Origin of the sequence: Streptomyces sp. I05A-00742 (genome assembly GCF_013055795.1) — a bacterium.
In the GTDB taxonomy this organism is placed as follows: Bacteria; Actinomycetota; Actinomycetes; order Streptomycetales; family Streptomycetaceae; genus Streptomyces.
Map to the genome: position 1 here is coordinate 1 of NZ_JABETO010000039.1, position 15,640 is coordinate 15,640.

Consider the following 15,640-nt stretch of genomic DNA (forward strand, 5'->3'; position numbering starts at 1 on the left):
GCGGGGACGCCGCGCCGGGCGGCGAGGGTGAGGGCGCAGCGGGCGGCGACGGCCGCGACCACCGCGGTGAGGGCGCCGCGCGCCCCGCCGCCGGCGTACCCGCCGGCGAGCACGGCGGCCTGCCCGAGCAGCACGAACACCAGGGTGACGACGCCGAACGGGCCGATGTCCGACTGCTTCATGATCCGCAGCGCGTCCTCGGCCGGCCGGCCGCTGCCCAGTCCGTCGGCGACGTCGGCCAGCCCGTCCAGGTGCAGGCCCCGGGTGAGCACGGCGGGCACCGCCGCGGCGGCCACCGCCGCGACCGCGGGGCCCGTCCCGAGCAGCAGGAACAGCCAGCCCGCCGCGCCGGCGCACACGCCCACGGCCAGTCCGGCGAGCGGTGCGGCGAGCATGCCGCCGCGCGCCGCCGCGCGGTCCCAGCGGGTCAGGCGGACGGGCAGTACGGTCAGGGTGCCGAAGGCGAACCGGAGGGCGTCACCGGTGGTCGCGCGGGCGGACGGGGCGTCGGTCATCGCGGGCAGGGTATCCCGGGCCCCCACCGGCCGGGGGACGGCCCTGAAAGGCCCTTGGTTGCCGATAAGCTGCACGTCAGGGCGGAGTTCGGAAGTGCGGGAGTCCGATGGAACACTGGCTTGACCGCAATGTCGTCGAGCCGGGCAAGCTGCCGCTGCTGGCGGCCCTGACCGCGTTCGTGCTGACGTTCGTGGTCACCCGGATCATCACCCGGCTCATCCGCGCGGGCAAGGGCCCCTTCCGCAACATCCGCCCCGGCGGTCTGCACGTCCACCATGTCGTCCCCGGGGTGGTGCTGATGGTGATCGGTGGCTTCGGCGCGGTCGCGGCGGGCCGGCACGGGCTGAGCGCGCTCGTCGCGGCGGTGGTCTTCGGGACCGGCGCCGGGCTGGTACTGGACGAGTTCGCGCTGATCCTGCACCTCGACGACGTCTACTGGACCGAGCAGGGCCGCAAGAGCGTCGAGATCGTGGTGCTGACGGCGGCCCTGGTCGCCCTGGTGCTCTCGGGGTTCTCCCCCTTCGGGGTGAGCGAGCTGACCCCGGAGGAACTGCGCAGCCGCAGCATCGTGGTGACCAACATGCTGGTCAACTTTCTGATCGCCCTCTTCGCACTCGCCAAGGGCAAGCCGCGGATAGCGCTCATCGGCGCGGTCGTGCCGCTCGTGGCGCTGATCGGCGCGGTGCGGCTGGCCCGGCCCGGCTCCCCGTGGGCCCGCCGCTTCTACCGCCACCGCCCGCGCGCCCGCCGCCGCGCCCGGGTGCGGGCCTACCGGCACGACGCCCGCTGGAACGCCGTCCGCAACCGGCTTCACGACCTGGTGGCGGGCGCCCCCGACCGCTGATCGCCGTCCCGGAAGCGGTCGTCCCGCGGCTTGCGGCGGCGCCTGCGCAGCTCGTCCGCCGCGCTCAGCGCCAGCATCGCCAGGACGGCCGCGATGTGCTCCTTGCCCGCCAGGTTCGGCTTGAGGACCACCTCGGCGACCATCGCCAGGACCACCACCGCGCAGGTGCCCCAGGCCCGGTAGCGCCAGGACACGTACACCGCCAGGCCGACGACGGCCGCCGACGGGCCGGTGTCGACCACCTTGGCCTCTCCGGGCGGCAGCCCCAGCAGGCCGGGGCCCAGGGCGATCGCCAGCCGCGCGTACATCGTCCCGGCGAGGGTGGCGACGTAGGCGACGGCGAGCGTCCGCCACGGGCCCAGACAGATCTCGGAGATACCGAAGACGATCAGCACCTGGGCGAGCGCCCCCCAGACCGGCAGGTCCAGCGCCGGGACGAACAGCGACAGCGGCGTCCGCAGCAGCGCCAGCCACCACGGCAGCTCGGCCCGCACCGAACCCACCGCCTGGACCGGGCCGAAGCCCCAGGACTGGTTCTGCACCACCTGGAAGGCGGCGGTCAGGGCGACCGCGGAGAGCGTCATCGGAATCGCGCGGAACCGTTCGCGGGTGATCGCGTCCGTCACGGTCGCGGCGAGCGGTCCCCATTCGGTGCGCGCGGCGCGTCGCAGCGCCGCGCGGTTCATCGCCGGCTCTCCAGATGCTTGCGGTTCAGCCACTTGGGCAGGCCGGGCGCCTCCAGGAAGCCTTCCGCGCGGGCACTGGCGACGCCGATCCGCAACAGGTCACTGCTCTTCTCGAACAGCATGAAACGAGGCTCCCAGATCGGGCGGTACTTCGCATTTGCACGGTAGAGCGATTCAATCTGCCACCAGCGCGAGAAGAAGCTCAGCAGCGAGCGCCAGGCCCGCAGCACCGGGCCCGCGCCGAGCCGCGAGCCGCGCTCGAAGACCGAGCGGAACATCGCGAAGTTCAGCGACACCTGGGCGATGCGCAGGTCCCGCGCCCGCTGGAGGAGTTCGATCACCATGAACTCCATCAGGCCGTTCTCGGAGTCCCGGTCACGGCGCATCAGATCCAGCGACAGGCCCTTCGGGCCCCACGGCACGAAGCTCAGCAGGGCGCGCAACTCGCCCTTGCCGTCATGGCACTCCAGCATCACGCAGCGGCCGTCGTCCGGATCGCCCAGCCGGCCCAGCGCCATCGAGAAACCGCGCTCGGTCGCCCCGTCCCGCCAGTCGTCGGCGCGCCGCAGCAGCTCGGCCATCTCCTCCTCGGGGATGTCCTCGTGCCGCCGGATGCGCACGGTGTACCCGGCCCGCTTCACCCGGTTGTACGCCTGCCGGACGGTGCGCATCGCCCGGCCCTCCAGGGTGAACTCGGCCGTGTCGACGATGGCTTCGTCACCGAGTTCGAGGGCGTCCATCCCGTGCCGGGCGTAGACGGTGCCGCCCTCCTCGCTCGCGCCCATCACGGCCGGGATCCAGCCGTGCGCCCGGGCCTCGGCCAGCCAGGGCTCGATGGCACCCGGCCATGCCTCCGGATCGCCGAGCGGGTCGCCGGAGGCGAGCGAGACCCCGCCCACCACCCGGTACGTGACCGCCGCCTTCCCCGACGGCGACCACACGACGCTCTTCTCGCGGCGCAGCGCGAAGTAGCCCAGGGAGTCCCGGTCGCCGTACCGGTCGAGCAGCGCCCGCAGCCGCGACTCGTCCTCCGGCGTCAGCGGGTCCGTGGCCCGGCGGGAGCGGAACGCCGCCCACACCACCAGGACCAGCAGCACCGTGCTCATCACATTGATGGTGACGTTGACCCAGTCCGGGGTGTCGATCGCCGGGAACCGGCTGTCGTCGCTCACCAGGAACACCAGCCGCCGCACGCCGTAGCGCCACCGCTCCCAGAACGTGGCGTGCTGCCCTGCGCCCGCCTGGTTGGTGACCGTCACCAGGAAGGCGGCGATCAGCGAGCAGACGAGCAGGCCCCCGGCCGCGACGGCCGCGGCGAGCTTGGGGTTGGAGCGGTCGCCGATCGCGTAGAACTCGCGCCGGCCCACCACCAGGGCGGCCACGAACAGCGCCGTGATCACCACCGAGAACCAGTTCTGGCCGTGCGCCCGGAACTCCGGGAACCACATCAGCAGGGCCAGCAGCAGGAGGAGCACCCCGGCGAGCGCCAGGTTGAGGATCCAGGCGGCCCGCTTCCGGCGGCGCAGGGTGATCGCCATGAACAGCGACACCACGGCCGACGTGAAACTGGCCTCCAGCAGGTAGGGGGTGAAGTAGTCGTCGACGCTGTGCCGCCGGATGCTGGCTCCGAAGGACACCCAGAACGCGCTGAGCAGGTTGACGAAGGCGACGGCACGCAAGTACCACACGGCGAAGGCAGCGGCGCGCCGTGGCCAGGGGCCGCGGCGCACCTCGTCATCCGGAGTCAAGCGGACTTCTCCTGAGGAAGGCGACGGACGGGGGCTGGTGTACGGCGTGGCCTCCACGTTTCCGCTGCCGGGGACCGCTGTCGAGACCTTCGGTCCCGTGTCGGCTCAGGAGCGTTCGGGAAGTTCCGCCGCCAGGGACGCCGCCGCCTGCACCAGTGGCAGGGCGAGCAGCGCACCCGTTCCCCCGCCCAGTGTGACGCCGTGATCGAGGAGAGGGTTGAGCGCGATCCGGTCGAGCGCCTTCGCCTGGGCCGGATCACCGCTGTTCTGCCCGGCCAGCCACCAGTCCGGGGCCCGGAAGGCGACCCGCTGCGCGACGAGGGCGCACGCCGCCGAGACCACGCCGTCCAGGATCACGGGCGTCCGGCGGACGGCGCTCTGGAGCAGGAACCCGGTGATCGCCGTCAGGTCCGCGCCCCCCGTCGCCGCCAGCAGCTCCAGCTGGTCCCCCAGCACGGGCCGCGCCCGGCGCAGGGCGTCCCGGATCGCCGCGCACTTGCGCATCCAGGCCAGGTCGTCGATGCCCGCGCCGCCCCGGCCCGTCACCACCGACGCGTCCGTCCCGCACAGCGCCCCGATCAGGGTGCCGGCCGCGGTCGTGCCGCCCACGCTCAGATCGCCCAGCACCAGCAGGTCGGTGCCGGAGTCCGCCTCCTCGTCCGCGATCGCCATCCCCGCCCGGAACGCGCGCTCCGCCTCCTCCGCGGTCAGGGCGTCCTCGATGTCGATCCGGCCCGAGCCCCGCCGCACCCGGTGCCGCGTGACCTCCTCCGGCAGCAGCCCCGGATCGCAGTCCAGCGCCATGTCGACCACCCGCAGCCCCACGCCGGACCGGCGCGCCAGCACCGCCGCCGCGCTCTCCCCGTCCAGCGCCGCCCGCACCAGCGGGTACGCGCCCTCCTCCGGGCCCGCCGAGACACCCAGCGACGCCACTCCGTGGTCCCCCGCGAACAGCACCGCCTTCGGCCGCTCCACCGGCTTCACCGGCACGCCGCCCTGCGCGGCCGCCAGCCACTCGCCGAGCTCGTCCAGGCGGCCGAAGGCGCCCGGGCGGGGGGTGAGCCGCTCGCGCCGCTCCTCCGCGTCGCGGCGGATGTCGGGGTCGGGGCGCTCGATCAGCGTGGCGAAGTCATCAAGGTTCAGACCGCTCATCCGCGACACACTACCCGTGCGGGGGGCTGGGGTTGGGTGTTGCCCCAGCCCCCTGAAAGCGGCTTCGCCGCTTGTCCTCAAACGCCGGACGGGCTATTCAGCCCGTCCGGCGTTTGAGGACAACCGCGCGGAGCGCGGTTTCGGGGGTGCGGGGGCGCAGCCCCTGCAAGAAACGGTGAAAGGGCGGGCCCGGGGCAAACCCCCTCACCCCCGCAACCGCACCGCCACCCCCGCCACCACCAACACCACATGCTCACACTCCGCCCCCCACGCCGCGTTCAACCGCCCCAGCTCATCCCGGAACCGCCGCCCGGACGAGGTCGCCGGCACAACCCCCGACCCGACCTCGTTGCTCACGGCGACAACGGTCCGCCGAGTCTCCCGCACCGCCCCCACCAGCTCGGAGACCCGCCGCGCCAGCGCCGCCGCACCCCCGTTGGCCCACGCCGCGTCGTCCCAGGCCGAGACGGAGTCCATCGCGTGGGTGAGCCACAGGGAGAGGCAGTCGACGAGGAGCGGCGGGCCGTCGGAGGCGAGCAGCGGGACGAGGTCGCAGGTCTCGGCGGTGCGCCAGGAGGAGGGGCGGCGTTCGCGGTGGAGGGCGACGCGGGCGGCCCAGTCGTTGTCGCCGTCGCGGGTGCCGCCGGTGGCGACGTAGAGGACGTCGGGGAAGGACTCCAGGCGCCGCTCGGCCTCGACGGACTTGCCGGAGCGCGCGCCGCCGAGGACGAGGGTGCGCCGGGGGACGTCGGGAACGGCGTGGTAGTCGCCGACCGTCAGGGTGGTCCCGTCCGGGACGGTACGGGCGCCGGCGGCGGCGAGTCGGCGGTGGAGCTCGGGGCCGGGCGGCACCTCGTGGCCGAGGTGGACGGCGAGGACGTCCGTGGTGGCGGTGACGGCGCCGGTCTCGCGCAGCCGGGCGAGGGCGTCGGGCCGGTCCACGACGTCGAGCAGGACGAGGTCGTAGGGGCCGGACGCGGCGGAGAGCCCGGCCGGGGCGCCGCCGGGCGGCAGGTAGAGGAGGCGGTCGCCCTCGGGGCCCGTCACCTCGTAGCCGGTGCCCGGCGCGTCCAGGGCGACCGCCCGCACCCGGTGCCCGCTGATCACCGACAGGTCCCGCCCGTCCGGCACCCGCACCGGCGCCGGCAGCCCGGGGGGCAGCTCGACGGCCGGGCCGTCGTGCGGGTGGGAGAGCAGCACCTGACGCACCCCGGCGACGCTCCGGCCCGCCCGGGCGGCGGCGAACGCCGGGCCGGGCGTCAGGTCGAGCAGCAGCGCGCCGTCGACGAGCAGCGCGGTCGCCGCCCGCGCGTCCTCGCCGACGGCGGTGGCGCAGGCGGCGCAGGGACAGCCGGGGCGCGGCAGCCCCTCGGGGGCTCCGGTGCCGAGCAGAGTCAGTTCCACGCCCCGATCGTCTCGCGTCCACGCACGGCGGGCGCGCCGGGATCACCCTTTCTCGCCCCGGGACCGCGCCCCCGGCCGGGGGTTAGGCTGCGCTCGGCAGCGAACCACGAGTCTCGGGAGGCTGACATGGCGTGGGTGTGGCGGTTCGAGAAGGCGGACGGGACGGAGACGGCCCCGGCCGTGGAGCCGGAGGAGTTCACGACGCAGGGGGACGCGGAGTCCTGGGTCGGCGAGGAGTGGCGGGCGCTGCTCGACGGCGGCGTGGAGCAGGTGCGGCTCTTCGAGGACGGCAAGGAGATCTACGAGGCGCCGATGAGCCTGCGGGCGGCGGCGGAGAGCTGAGCGCTCCGGAAGTGAGGTCATGCGACTGCGGGCCGTCTGTGGCCGGTCGTGCAGCTCCCCGCGCCCCTTACGGGGCGCGGTAGCGCACCGGACTTCCGCATGCCCGCTCGGGTCGCTCGGCCGCTGGGCCGGGACGGCGTGAGGGGCCGGTCCCGAGGACGGCCCCTACGGGGCGGTCCCGGGGCCGGGCCCTTACGGGACCGCTCCTCAGGCCGGCGGGCACCGAACCGGGCCGGCAGACCGGATCGGCCGATCCCCACCCGCCCCGCACAGGGCTACCCGCCCCGCACCCCGCACAGGTGCAGCAGCGCCGCCACCGCCCGGTACGGATCCGTCCGCCCGGCCCGTTCCTCGGCCACCAGCAGGCGGTCCAGATCGCCCCTGCGGGGCCGCGCGGGCGGGTCGGTGAAGACCCGGACCCCGTACCAGGCCCGGAGCGGGGCGTTGATGCCGGCCAGGGTGGCGGTCAGGGTCTCGCGCCGGTCCGCGCGGACGGGGTTGCCCGCCCGGTCGGTCCCGTAGGGGGAGTCGAAGGCGGCCAGCGTCCGGTCCCAGTCGCCGGCGAGCCCCGGCCGCAGGGCCAGCGCGTCGGCGTTGCGCACCAGGAGGGACAGCAGGCCGCCGGGGGCCAGCACCCGGGCCAGCCCGGCCAGCAGGGGATCGGGCTCCGGGACGTACATCAGCACGCCGTGACAGAGCACGAGGTCGAAGGCGCCCGGGGTGAAGTGCACCCCCGTGTCCCGGCCGTCGCCCTCGATGAGCCGGACCCGGTCCCGGATCCCCGCCGGCTCGGCGGCGAGCACCCTGCGGACCGCGGCCACCGTCCCCGGGTCGGACTCCAGGGCGGTGATCTCGTGCCCGGCGCGGGCCAGCCGCAGGGCCTGGGTGCCGTGGGCGAGGCCCACGTCGAGGACGCGCAGCCGCCGTCCGACCGGGAAGCAGGCCGCGATCTGCTCGTCGATCTGCCGGGCGACCAGCTCGTGCCGGACCGTGTTCCGTAACCCCTCCCGCAGGCCCTCGTCGGCGAGCTCGCCGGCGAATCCGAAGGAGCCCGTCCCGTGCGCCGGCCCCGGCGGGGGCGCGGGCACCGGCCCGGACGCCGCCCCGGCGGTCACCTCCGCCAGGGCCCCGGACGCCGTCGCCGGCACCGGCCCGGGCCCGTCCGGCAGCGCGCCGGCCGGGCCCCACGAAGAGCCGCTCAGGGCTTCGCCCCGCGCTTGACCTTCGGCTTGGGCAGACGCAGGCGCCGCATCTGGAGGCTGCGCATCAGCGCGTAGGGGATGGCGCCCTTGGTGGGCTCGCCGGGGAGCTTCTTCTTCAGCGCCTTCTTCAGGGTGACGGCGATGACGACCGAGTTCAGGACGATCACCAGGATGACGACCATCCAGGCCAGCAGCACGAACTGCTGGAACTTGCCCTGGTTGATCATGCTCATCACGAGGATCACCACCGCGAGCGGCAGGAAGAACTCCATGACCGTGAACCGGGAGTCCACGAAGTCGCGCACGAAGCGCCGGACCGGCCCCTTGTCACGGACAGGCAGGAACCGCTCGTCGCCGTTGGCCAGCGCCTCGCGCTGCTTGGCCATGTCGGCCCGGCGGGCCTCCCGCTGCCGCTTGGCGGCCTCCTTACGGTTGGCCGGCGTACTGGCCAGGCTGCGGCGTTGCGCCGAGGCCTGACTGCGCTTGGGCGTGGGGCGGCCCTTGGGGGCCTCCGGATGACGGGGCTGCTGGGGCTCGTCCGCGGTCACCTTGGCGTCGGCGACCTTGGCGGACTGCTCTTCCTTCGAACGGCTTCGGAACACGGGACCCAAGGGTACGGGGTTTCCAGGGGTGGACCCCAGCGTTCTGGGGAACGATCCGATGATGCTCTCCGCGGACTCCCCGGTCCGCGGGCCGTTCCGGGCTCCCGGGAGGACGACCCGGTGGGGCCGTCTCCTCCTCCCGCCGGAGGAACGCGTCCCCCTGATCGTCCTGCAGGAGGAGCGCATCCGGGTCCGGACAGTGCGGTAATGGGGAGAGGCCCCGTACTGTGGGTTCTGTTAGGTGTGATGGAGCCGAAGCCCGAGCTAGTCGGTCAGAAGGGGGCGCGCGAGGCCCATGAGCGGTGTCATGAAGCGTATGGGGATGATTTTCCGCGCGAAGGCCAACAAGGCCCTGGACCGGGCCGAGGATCCGCGCGAGACCCTCGACTACTCGTACCAGAAGCAGGTCGAGCTGCTCCAGAAGGTGCGCCGGGGCGTGGCCGACGTGGCCACCTCCCGCAAGCGCCTGGAGCTCCAGCTCACCCAGCTCCAGGGACAGTCCTCGAAGCTGGAGGAACAGGGCCGCAAGGCACTGGCCCTCGGCCGCGAGGACCTGGCGCGCGAGGCGCTCACCCGCCGCGCCGCCCTCCAGCAGCAGGTCAGCGACCTGGAGACGCAGCACCAGACGCTCCAGGGCGAGGAGGAGAAGCTCACCCTCGCCTCCCAGCGGCTGCAGGCCAAGGTCGACGCCTTCCGCACCAAGAAGGAGACCATCAAGGCCACCTACACGGCGGCCCAGGCCCAGACCCGGATCGGCGAGGCCTTCTCCGGCATCTCCGAGGAGATGGGTGACGTCGGCATGGCCATCCAGCGCGCCGAGGACAAGACGGCGCAGCTCCAGGCCCGGGCCGGCGCCATCGACGAGCTCCTCGCCTCCGGCGCCCTCGACGACCCCACGGGGATGGCGAAGGACGACATCACGGCCGAGCTCGACCGTCTGTCGAGCGGCTCGGACGTCGAGCTGGAGCTCCAGCGGATGAAGGCCGAGCTCTCCGGCGGCACCGCCAAGCCCGCCATCGAGGGCGGCAACCAGGCGCAGCAGGCTCAGCCGCAGGACCGTCCAGACTTCAACAAGCGCTGACGGGGGCGGGCGAGAGAGAGGAGCCGTCGTGATCGTTCGCATCATGGGCGAGGGCCAGTGGAAGCTGGCCGACAGCCACTTCACCGAGCTCAACAAGCTGGACGACGAGCTCCTGGAGGAGATGGAGGGCGGTGACGAGACCGGCTTCCGCCGCACCCTCGACGCCCTGCTCGAAGCCGTGCGCCGGCTGGGCACCCCGCTGCCCGACGACGCCCTCGAACCCTCCGAGCTGATCCTGCCCGCCCCGGACTCCTCGATCGACGACGTCCGCCAGATGCTCGGCGACGACGGCCTCATCCCCGGCTGAACCCGCTCACTGGTCCCCGGACCCCCCGGCGACCCGGTCACCGGCACCCCGGCTCCCGCCGCGCCCCCGCCCCGACGAGGACGGGGGCGTGCGACGTTCGTCCCCGATGGGATCGCGATGACCTCCCCCGCCGCCCCCGGCCGCCCCCGCCCGCTCGACCGGCTGCGTGCCCACCCGGCCGCCGCCGACACGGTGCTGGCCGCCGGCGTCCTCGCCGTGATCATCGGCGGCCTCTTCGTCGGCCGCCGCGTCGCGGAGCACCCGCTCCGGCCCGGCTTCATGCTGTGCGCCGTCCTCGCCTGCGCCTGCCTGGCGGCCCGCCGCCGGGCGCCGCGCACGGTCCTGGTGCTGATCTCCGTGCTCACCGTGGTGGGCGCCATGGACACCGGCGACGGGATCCCGCGCATCCAGATCGCGTCGGCCGCCGCGGTGGCCCTCTACACCGTCGTCTCCCGCACCGAGCGCCCCACGGCCCTGCGCATCTCGGTGGTCACCGTCACCGGCCTCACCGGCGCGGCGATGCTGCTGGGGCCGCCGCCCTGGTACGCCCAGGAGAACGTGGGGATGCTCGCCTGGGCCGGCATGGCCGCCGCCGCGGGCGACGCCGTCCGCAGCCGCCGCGCCTACGTGGCCGCGATCGAGGAGCGGGCCCTGCGGGCCGAGCGCTCCCGCGAGGACGAGGCCCGCCGCCGGGTCGCCGAGGAGCGGCTGCGGATCGCCCGCGAGCTGCACGACGTGGTCGCCCACCACATCGCCCTCGTCAACGTCCAGGCCGGGGTGGCCTCCCACGTCATGGACAGCCGCCCGGACCAGGCCAAACAGGCCCTCGCCCACGTCCGTGAGGCGAGCCGGTCGGCCCTGAACGAGCTACGGGCCACGGTCGGTCTGCTCCGCCAGCACGGCGACCCCGAGGCCCCCACCGAACCGGCGCCGGGACTGGGCGTGTTCGACCAGCTCGTGGACGGGTTCACCCGCGCCGGGCTGTGCGTGACCGTCTCGCTGTCCGGCGCCCCCGCCGACGCGTATGACAGCGGCGCGGACACCGCCCGGACGGCGTCCCTCGTCGGCCCGCTGCCCGCCGCCGTCGACCTCACCGCGTACCGGGTGATCCAGGAGGCCCTGACCAACGTCCACAAGCACGCCGGCCCCGGGGCCCGCGCCGAGGTGGCGATCCTGCGCGCCCCCGGCAGCCTGGTGCTCACCGTCCTGGACGAGGGCCCCGGCTGCCCCGAACGGGTCCCTCCCCAGGGCCCCACCGGCGGGCACGGGCTCGTCGGCATGCGCGAGCGCGTCACCGCCCTCGGCGGCACCATCGAGACCGGACCGCGCCAGGGGACCGCCGGATTCCGCGTCCGCGTCCGCCTGCCCGTCCCCACCGCCGCCGCGCCTAGGCTGACTTCATGACCGACGAGTCCTCCATCCGCGTTCTCCTCGCCGACGACCAGGCGCTGTTGCGCAGCGCCTTCCGGGTGCTCGTCGACTCCGAACCCGGCATGCGCGTCGTCGGCGAAGCCGCCGACGGCACCCAGGCCGTCCGGCTGGCCCGCGAGGTCCGCCCCGACGTCGTCCTCATGGACATCCGCATGCCCGGCGTCGACGGCCTCGCCGCCACCCGCGAGATCTGCTCCGACCCCTCCCTCGACGGGGTCCGCGTCGTCATGCTCACGACCTTCGAGGTCGACGAGTACGTCGTCCAGTCCCTGCGCGCCGGTGCCTCCGGCTTCCTCGGCAAGGGCGCCGAGCCCGACGAACTCCTCGCCGCCATCCGCATCGCCGCCGCCGGCGAGGCGCTCCTCTCGCCCGCGGCGACGAAGGGCCTCATCGCCACCTTCCTCGCCCAGGGCGGCGCCTACTCCGACGACGGGCCCGGGCGGGCGGGGGCTGCGGCGCTCGACGCGCTCACTGGGCGGGAGCGGGAGGTTTTGGTGCAGGTGGCGGGGGGTTTGTCGAATGACGAGATAGGGGAGCGGCTGGCTGTCAGTCCGCTGACGGTGAAGACGCACGTGAATCGGGCGATGGCGAAGCTCGGTGCGCGCGATCGCGCGCAGTTGGTCGTGATCGCTTACGAGTCGGGGCTGGTGCGGCCGCGGGGGGAGTGAGCCCCGGTCCCGCCCCTTCTCCGATTCCTGGGGGCGAGCCCCCAGACCCCCCGAGCCGCGCTGCGCGCGGCGTCCTCAAACGCCGGACGGGCTGGTTGTCCCGCCCGCGCGCACACTTCAGCCCGTCCGGCGTTTGAGGACAACCGCGCGGAGCGCGGTTTCGGGGGTCGCGGGGGCCCCGCCCCCGCAAGAAACGGGAAGGGGCGGGGCGGGGAGAAAACCCCCTACGGAAGCGCCAGCATCCGCTCCAGCGCCAGCTTCGAGAAGGAGGCAACCTCCGGATCGACCTCGATCCGGTTCACGACCTTGCCCTCGGCGAGCGACTCCAGCGCCCACACCAGATGCGGCAGATCGATCCGGTTCATGGTCGAGCAGAAGCACACGGTCCGGTCGAGAAAGACAATCTCCTTGTCCTCCGCGGCGAACCGGTTCGCCAGCCGCCGGACGAGGTTGAGCTCGGTGCCGATGGCCCACTTCGACCCGGCGGGGGCGGCCTCCAGGGCCTTGATGATGTACTCGGTGGAGCCGACGTAGTCGGCGGCGGCCACGACCTCGTGCTTGCACTCGGGGTGGACGAGCACATTGACGCCGGGTATGCGCTCGCGCACCTCGCGGACGGAGTCGAGCGAGAAGCGGCCGTGGACGGAGCAGTGCCCGCGCCAGAGGATCATCTTGGCGCCGCGCAGCTGCTCGGCGGTGAGCCCGCCGTTCGGCTTGTGGGGGTTGTAGAGGACGCAGTCGTCGAGGGACAGGCCGAGGTCGCGGACGGCGGTGTTGCGGCCGAGGTGCTGGTCGGGCAGGAAGAGCACCTTCTCGCCCTGCTCGAAGGCCCAGTTGAGGGCGCGCTCGGCGTTGGAGGAGGTGCAGATGGTGCCGCCGTGCTTGCCGGTGAACGCCTTGATGTCGGCGGAGGAGTTCATGTAGGAGACGGGCACGGTGACTTCGGCCACGCCGGCCTCGGTGAGCACGTCCCAGCACTCGGCGACCTGCTCGGCGGTGGCCATGTCGGCCATGGAGCAGCCGGCCGCGAGGTCCGGCAGGACGACCTGCTGGGCGTCGGTGGTGAGGATGTCGGCAGACTCGGCCATGAAGTGGACGCCGCAGAAGACGATGTACTCCGCGTCGGGACGGGCCGCCGCGTCGCGGGCGAGCTTGAAGGAGTCGCCGGTGACGTCCGCGAACTCGATCACCTCGTCGCGCTGGTAGTGGTGGCCGAGGACGAAGACCCGGTCACCCAGCTTCGCCTTCGCGGCGCGGGCCCGCTCCACCAGGTCCGGGTCGGAGGGCGCCGGCAGGTCGCCGGGGCACTCCACGCCGCGCTCGCTGCGTGGGTCGGACTCACGGCCGAGCAGCAGCAGGGCGAGGGGCGACGGGGCGGGGTCCTGGAAATCCAGGGACTGGGCGGTGGTCACGACACGCACCCTTTCTGTTCTGCGGACGACCGGACTCATCTGCACCGGCCTTGTCGTCAATTTGACGTTATCTATCATAACTGCTTCGTGTCACTTTGACGATGGCCATTGCGTCGATGTGACGCATTCCCGGTCCGGCGCCGGATGTGCGAGCATGAAAGGCGGAAACCAACGGCCGGACCCGGAATGAATCCCGGGCTCCGTCGGTTCAGCCGAGGGCAAGCAGTCCGCACGAAACCCGGGAGTGAAGCAGATGTCCGTTCAGGACGAGAAGACCACTGTGAGCGACGGCATCCTCCTGTCCGACGCCGCGGCCGAGAAGGTCAGGAGCCTGCTGGAGCAGGAGGGCCGTGACGACCTCGCCCTGCGCGTCGCCGTCCAGCCGGGCGGTTGCTCCGGTCTGCGCTACCAGCTCTTCTTCGACGAGCGCTCGCTCGACGGCGACGTCGTGAAGGACTTCGGCGGCGTCAAGGTCGTCACCGACCGGATGAGCGCCCCGTACCTGGGCGGCGCCTCCATCGACTTCGTGGACACCATCGAGAAGCAGGGCTTCACGATCGACAACCCGAACGCCACGGGCTCCTGCGCCTGCGGCGACTCCTTCAGCTGACGGCTGCGCGTACCGACGCGCGGAAGGCGGGCACCCTCGGGGGTGCCCGCCTTCCGCGCGTCCGGCCGGTCCTCCGGCGTCAGTCCTTCGGCACCGTCTCACCGGTGACCACGTCCACGACCTTCCGCCCGTCCAGCGGCCGGTCCAGCGCCACCTTCCGGTCGAACTGCCGGGCCATCAGCACACAGGGCCGCCCGGGCTCCCGCTCGGTGCCCGTGACCTTCACCGTCACCGCCGCGGACGACTGCTGCTGCGCGGACGCCGCGTAGTCGCTGCACACCCCACCCCAGAAGCGCAGGGTGAGCCCGGTGCCGTCGGCGCGGTACGAGGTCACCTGGGCCGGTACCGCCCGCCCCGTACTGCTGCCGGGCGCCGACCGCATGCCCCGCGCGGGGGCCAGGTACTTCGGGTCCACCGCCGGCTGGACGACCGTGACGGTGGCCTTGGCGTCCCCCGGCACCCGGGCCTCGAACAGCCACGACGGCACCAGCGCGGGCCGGCCCTCCACCGACCGTGCGGCCAGGGCGAACGTCGCCCCGCGTATCGGCACCGGCTCCCGCGGGAGCGTGCCGCCCGCGCAGGGCGGCGTCCCGGGAGCCTGCCGCGCGTCCGCGCCGGCGGGTACCGGTGTCGCACAGCCGCCGATCCGCGTCCCGCCCTTCCCCGCGCGCTTGTTGAGCTCGGCGAGTGCCCGCTCGGCGCTGATCAGCGGATACACCGCGCCCTTCGACGGCGCCGACAACTGTCCGCTGCCGCCCTCCGGGAGGCCGTCGGCGCCGATCCGGAGCACGGTCTGCCGACCGTAGGTGGGCACCGAGTCCAGCGCCGGATCGGCCGTGACCGACCGCACGGCGCCGAACACCCGGCCCGCGTCCACCTTCGCGTCCTTCAGGCCCAGGGCCTCGAACACCGGACGGGCCGCCGCCCGCGCCCGCTCCTCCGACACCGGGAGCGCCGCCGCCGGGTCGGAGCCGCCGGGCCGGTCACGGAACGACGGGCAGACGGAGGCGTCCCCGCCCTTGTCGTCCTTGCCGTCCTTCTCCTTCTCCGGGCCCGCGCCCGGCGGGTGCACGCACGGCTTCGCGCCGGCGATCCCGTGCCGCGAGTACGCCCAGTCGCCCGGCGCCGCCGCCCCCACCTGGACCGTCGGCCCGGTCCTCGCGCCGACGGTCCACACGCCGTCGGCCCGCCGCGGCTCGCCCCGGACGCCCAGCGCCCGGGCCAGCGCCGCCACGTCACCGGCGCCCGGCTCGCGGCCGCCCAGATAGACCGGGGCCTTGCGCGGGCCCTCCGGCAGCCTGCCCTCGGCCCGGTACTTCGCCGTCCCGTTCGGGTCCGGCTCGCCCACCGCGATGCCCGGCGGCGGCCCGTCAGGACCCGCGCCGGAGGCCGTGTCGTCCAGGACCAGCGGCGGAGGCGGTCCCTCCGCCGCGGGCGGCGCGGACCCACCGCCGCCGCCCTGCGTCGAGGCCCAGTACGCGCCGCCGCCCCCGGCCAGCAGCACGGCCGCCGCGACCGACGCGACCACCGGCGGCGAGTACTTCCGCCGCCGCTTTCCGGAGGTGCCGCCCTCGGTGCTCACCGCATCGCTCCTTCACCCGGTTCCCTCGGTGTCCCGTGCCCGCCCCCGGCAGG

General features: G+C 74.0%; 16 protein-coding genes. 7 read left to right on the plus strand and 9 right to left on the minus strand.

The features are described from left to right. Positions 1 to 515, minus strand: a 515-nt coding sequence (locus tag HN013_RS26685; protein ID WP_171170594.1) for an adenosylcobinamide-GDP ribazoletransferase, incomplete at its 3' end; no start/stop codon positions are given. A 107-nt stretch (positions 516 to 622) separates the two neighbouring features. Here HN013_RS26685 and HN013_RS26690 point away from each other — a divergent pair. Then, complete coding sequence (locus HN013_RS26690; protein ID WP_171170596.1) at positions 623 to 1,360, plus strand: hypothetical protein; 738 nt, start codon at positions 623 to 625, stop codon at positions 1,358 to 1,360. On the opposite strand, the gene HN013_RS26695 is transcribed toward HN013_RS26690, so the two are convergent. The 4 genes from HN013_RS26695 to HN013_RS26710 form a co-directional block, all read right to left on the minus strand. Continuing rightward, positions 1,327 to 2,046: a hypothetical protein gene (locus HN013_RS26695; RefSeq protein ID WP_171170598.1), complete on the minus strand. Its 720-nt coding sequence runs from the start codon at positions 2,044 to 2,046 to the stop codon at positions 1,327 to 1,329. The two genes, HN013_RS26690 and HN013_RS26695, sit on opposite strands and share 34 nt — an antisense overlap. Next, complete coding sequence (locus HN013_RS26700; RefSeq protein ID WP_171170600.1) at positions 2,043 to 3,794, minus strand: phosphatidylglycerol lysyltransferase domain-containing protein; 1,752 nt, start codon at positions 3,792 to 3,794, stop codon at positions 2,043 to 2,045. Before HN013_RS26700 ends, HN013_RS26695 begins: the two co-directional genes overlap by 4 nt. A 105-nt stretch (positions 3,795 to 3,899) precedes the next feature. Then, a complete protein-coding gene (cobT, locus tag HN013_RS26705) occupies positions 3,900 to 4,946 on the minus strand; it encodes a nicotinate-nucleotide--dimethylbenzimidazole phosphoribosyltransferase (RefSeq protein ID WP_171170602.1) in 1,047 nt (348 codons plus the stop codon). A 204-nt stretch (positions 4,947 to 5,150) separates the two neighbouring features. Further along, the gene (locus tag HN013_RS26710; RefSeq protein WP_171170603.1) at positions 5,151 to 6,350 is read right to left on the minus strand and encodes a bifunctional adenosylcobinamide kinase/adenosylcobinamide-phosphate guanylyltransferase; all 1,200 of its coding nucleotides are present in this window, start codon (positions 6,348 to 6,350) and stop codon (positions 5,151 to 5,153) included. A 126-nt stretch (positions 6,351 to 6,476) separates the two neighbouring features. On the opposite strand from HN013_RS26710, the gene HN013_RS26715 reads away from it, so the two are divergent. After that, on the plus strand, positions 6,477 to 6,692 hold the full coding sequence (locus tag HN013_RS26715; RefSeq protein WP_171170605.1) for a hypothetical protein: 216 nt from the start codon (positions 6,477 to 6,479) through the stop codon (positions 6,690 to 6,692). A 275-nt stretch (positions 6,693 to 6,967) separates the two neighbouring features. Here the strand turns inward: HN013_RS26715 and HN013_RS26720 are convergent, their stop codons facing one another. Together HN013_RS26720 and HN013_RS26725 are read right to left on the minus strand one after the other, a co-directional pair. After that, complete coding sequence (locus tag HN013_RS26720; RefSeq protein ID WP_398980794.1) at positions 6,968 to 7,840, minus strand: class I SAM-dependent methyltransferase; 873 nt, start codon at positions 7,838 to 7,840, stop codon at positions 6,968 to 6,970. Positions 7,841 to 7,890: 50 nt separating this feature from the next. Beyond that, a complete protein-coding gene (locus HN013_RS26725; RefSeq protein ID WP_312018722.1) occupies positions 7,891 to 8,496 on the minus strand; it encodes a DUF3043 domain-containing protein in 606 nt (201 codons plus the stop codon). 295 nt (positions 8,497 to 8,791) lie between these two features. Here HN013_RS26725 and HN013_RS26730 point away from each other — a divergent pair, with 295 nt between their 5' ends. The 4 genes from HN013_RS26730 to HN013_RS26745 all read left to right on the plus strand — a co-directional run bounded on the left by HN013_RS26730 (position 8,792) and on the right by HN013_RS26745 (position 11,983). Continuing rightward, positions 8,792 to 9,577 carry a PspA/IM30 family protein gene (locus HN013_RS26730; RefSeq protein ID WP_171170610.1) on the plus strand — a complete coding sequence of 262 codons (786 nt, stop codon included), beginning with the start codon at positions 8,792 to 8,794 and terminating at the stop codon, positions 9,575 to 9,577. A 28-nt stretch (positions 9,578 to 9,605) separates the two neighbouring features. Beyond that, positions 9,606 to 9,884 (plus strand): PspA-associated protein PspAA, encoded by a 279-nt coding sequence (locus tag HN013_RS26735; RefSeq protein WP_171170612.1) that lies wholly within the window; start codon positions 9,606 to 9,608, stop codon positions 9,882 to 9,884. A gap of 117 nt (positions 9,885 to 10,001) precedes the next feature. Further along, a complete protein-coding gene (locus HN013_RS26740) occupies positions 10,002 to 11,288 on the plus strand; it encodes a sensor histidine kinase (protein WP_171170613.1) in 1,287 nt (428 codons plus the stop codon). Then, positions 11,285 to 11,983: a response regulator transcription factor gene (locus HN013_RS26745; protein WP_171170615.1), complete on the plus strand. Its 699-nt coding sequence runs from the start codon at positions 11,285 to 11,287 to the stop codon at positions 11,981 to 11,983. Before HN013_RS26740 ends, HN013_RS26745 begins: the two co-directional genes overlap by 4 nt. A 224-nt stretch (positions 11,984 to 12,207) precedes the next feature. Here HN013_RS26745 and nadA read toward each other — a convergent pair whose 3' ends face one another. Then, positions 12,208 to 13,404: a quinolinate synthase NadA gene (gene nadA, locus HN013_RS26750; RefSeq protein WP_398980795.1), complete on the minus strand. Its 1,197-nt coding sequence runs from the start codon at positions 13,402 to 13,404 to the stop codon at positions 12,208 to 12,210. 244 nt (positions 13,405 to 13,648) lie between these two features. Between nadA and HN013_RS26755 the strand changes: the two genes are divergently transcribed. Next, complete coding sequence (locus tag HN013_RS26755; RefSeq protein ID WP_171170619.1) at positions 13,649 to 14,005, plus strand: iron-sulfur cluster assembly accessory protein; 357 nt, start codon at positions 13,649 to 13,651, stop codon at positions 14,003 to 14,005. Between the two features lie 79 nt (positions 14,006 to 14,084). On the opposite strand, the gene HN013_RS26760 is transcribed toward HN013_RS26755, so the two are convergent. Next, the gene (locus tag HN013_RS26760; RefSeq protein WP_171170621.1) at positions 14,085 to 15,587 is read right to left on the minus strand and encodes a hypothetical protein; all 1,503 of its coding nucleotides are present in this window, start codon (positions 15,585 to 15,587) and stop codon (positions 14,085 to 14,087) included. Positions 15,588 to 15,640 lie beyond the last annotated feature (53 nt).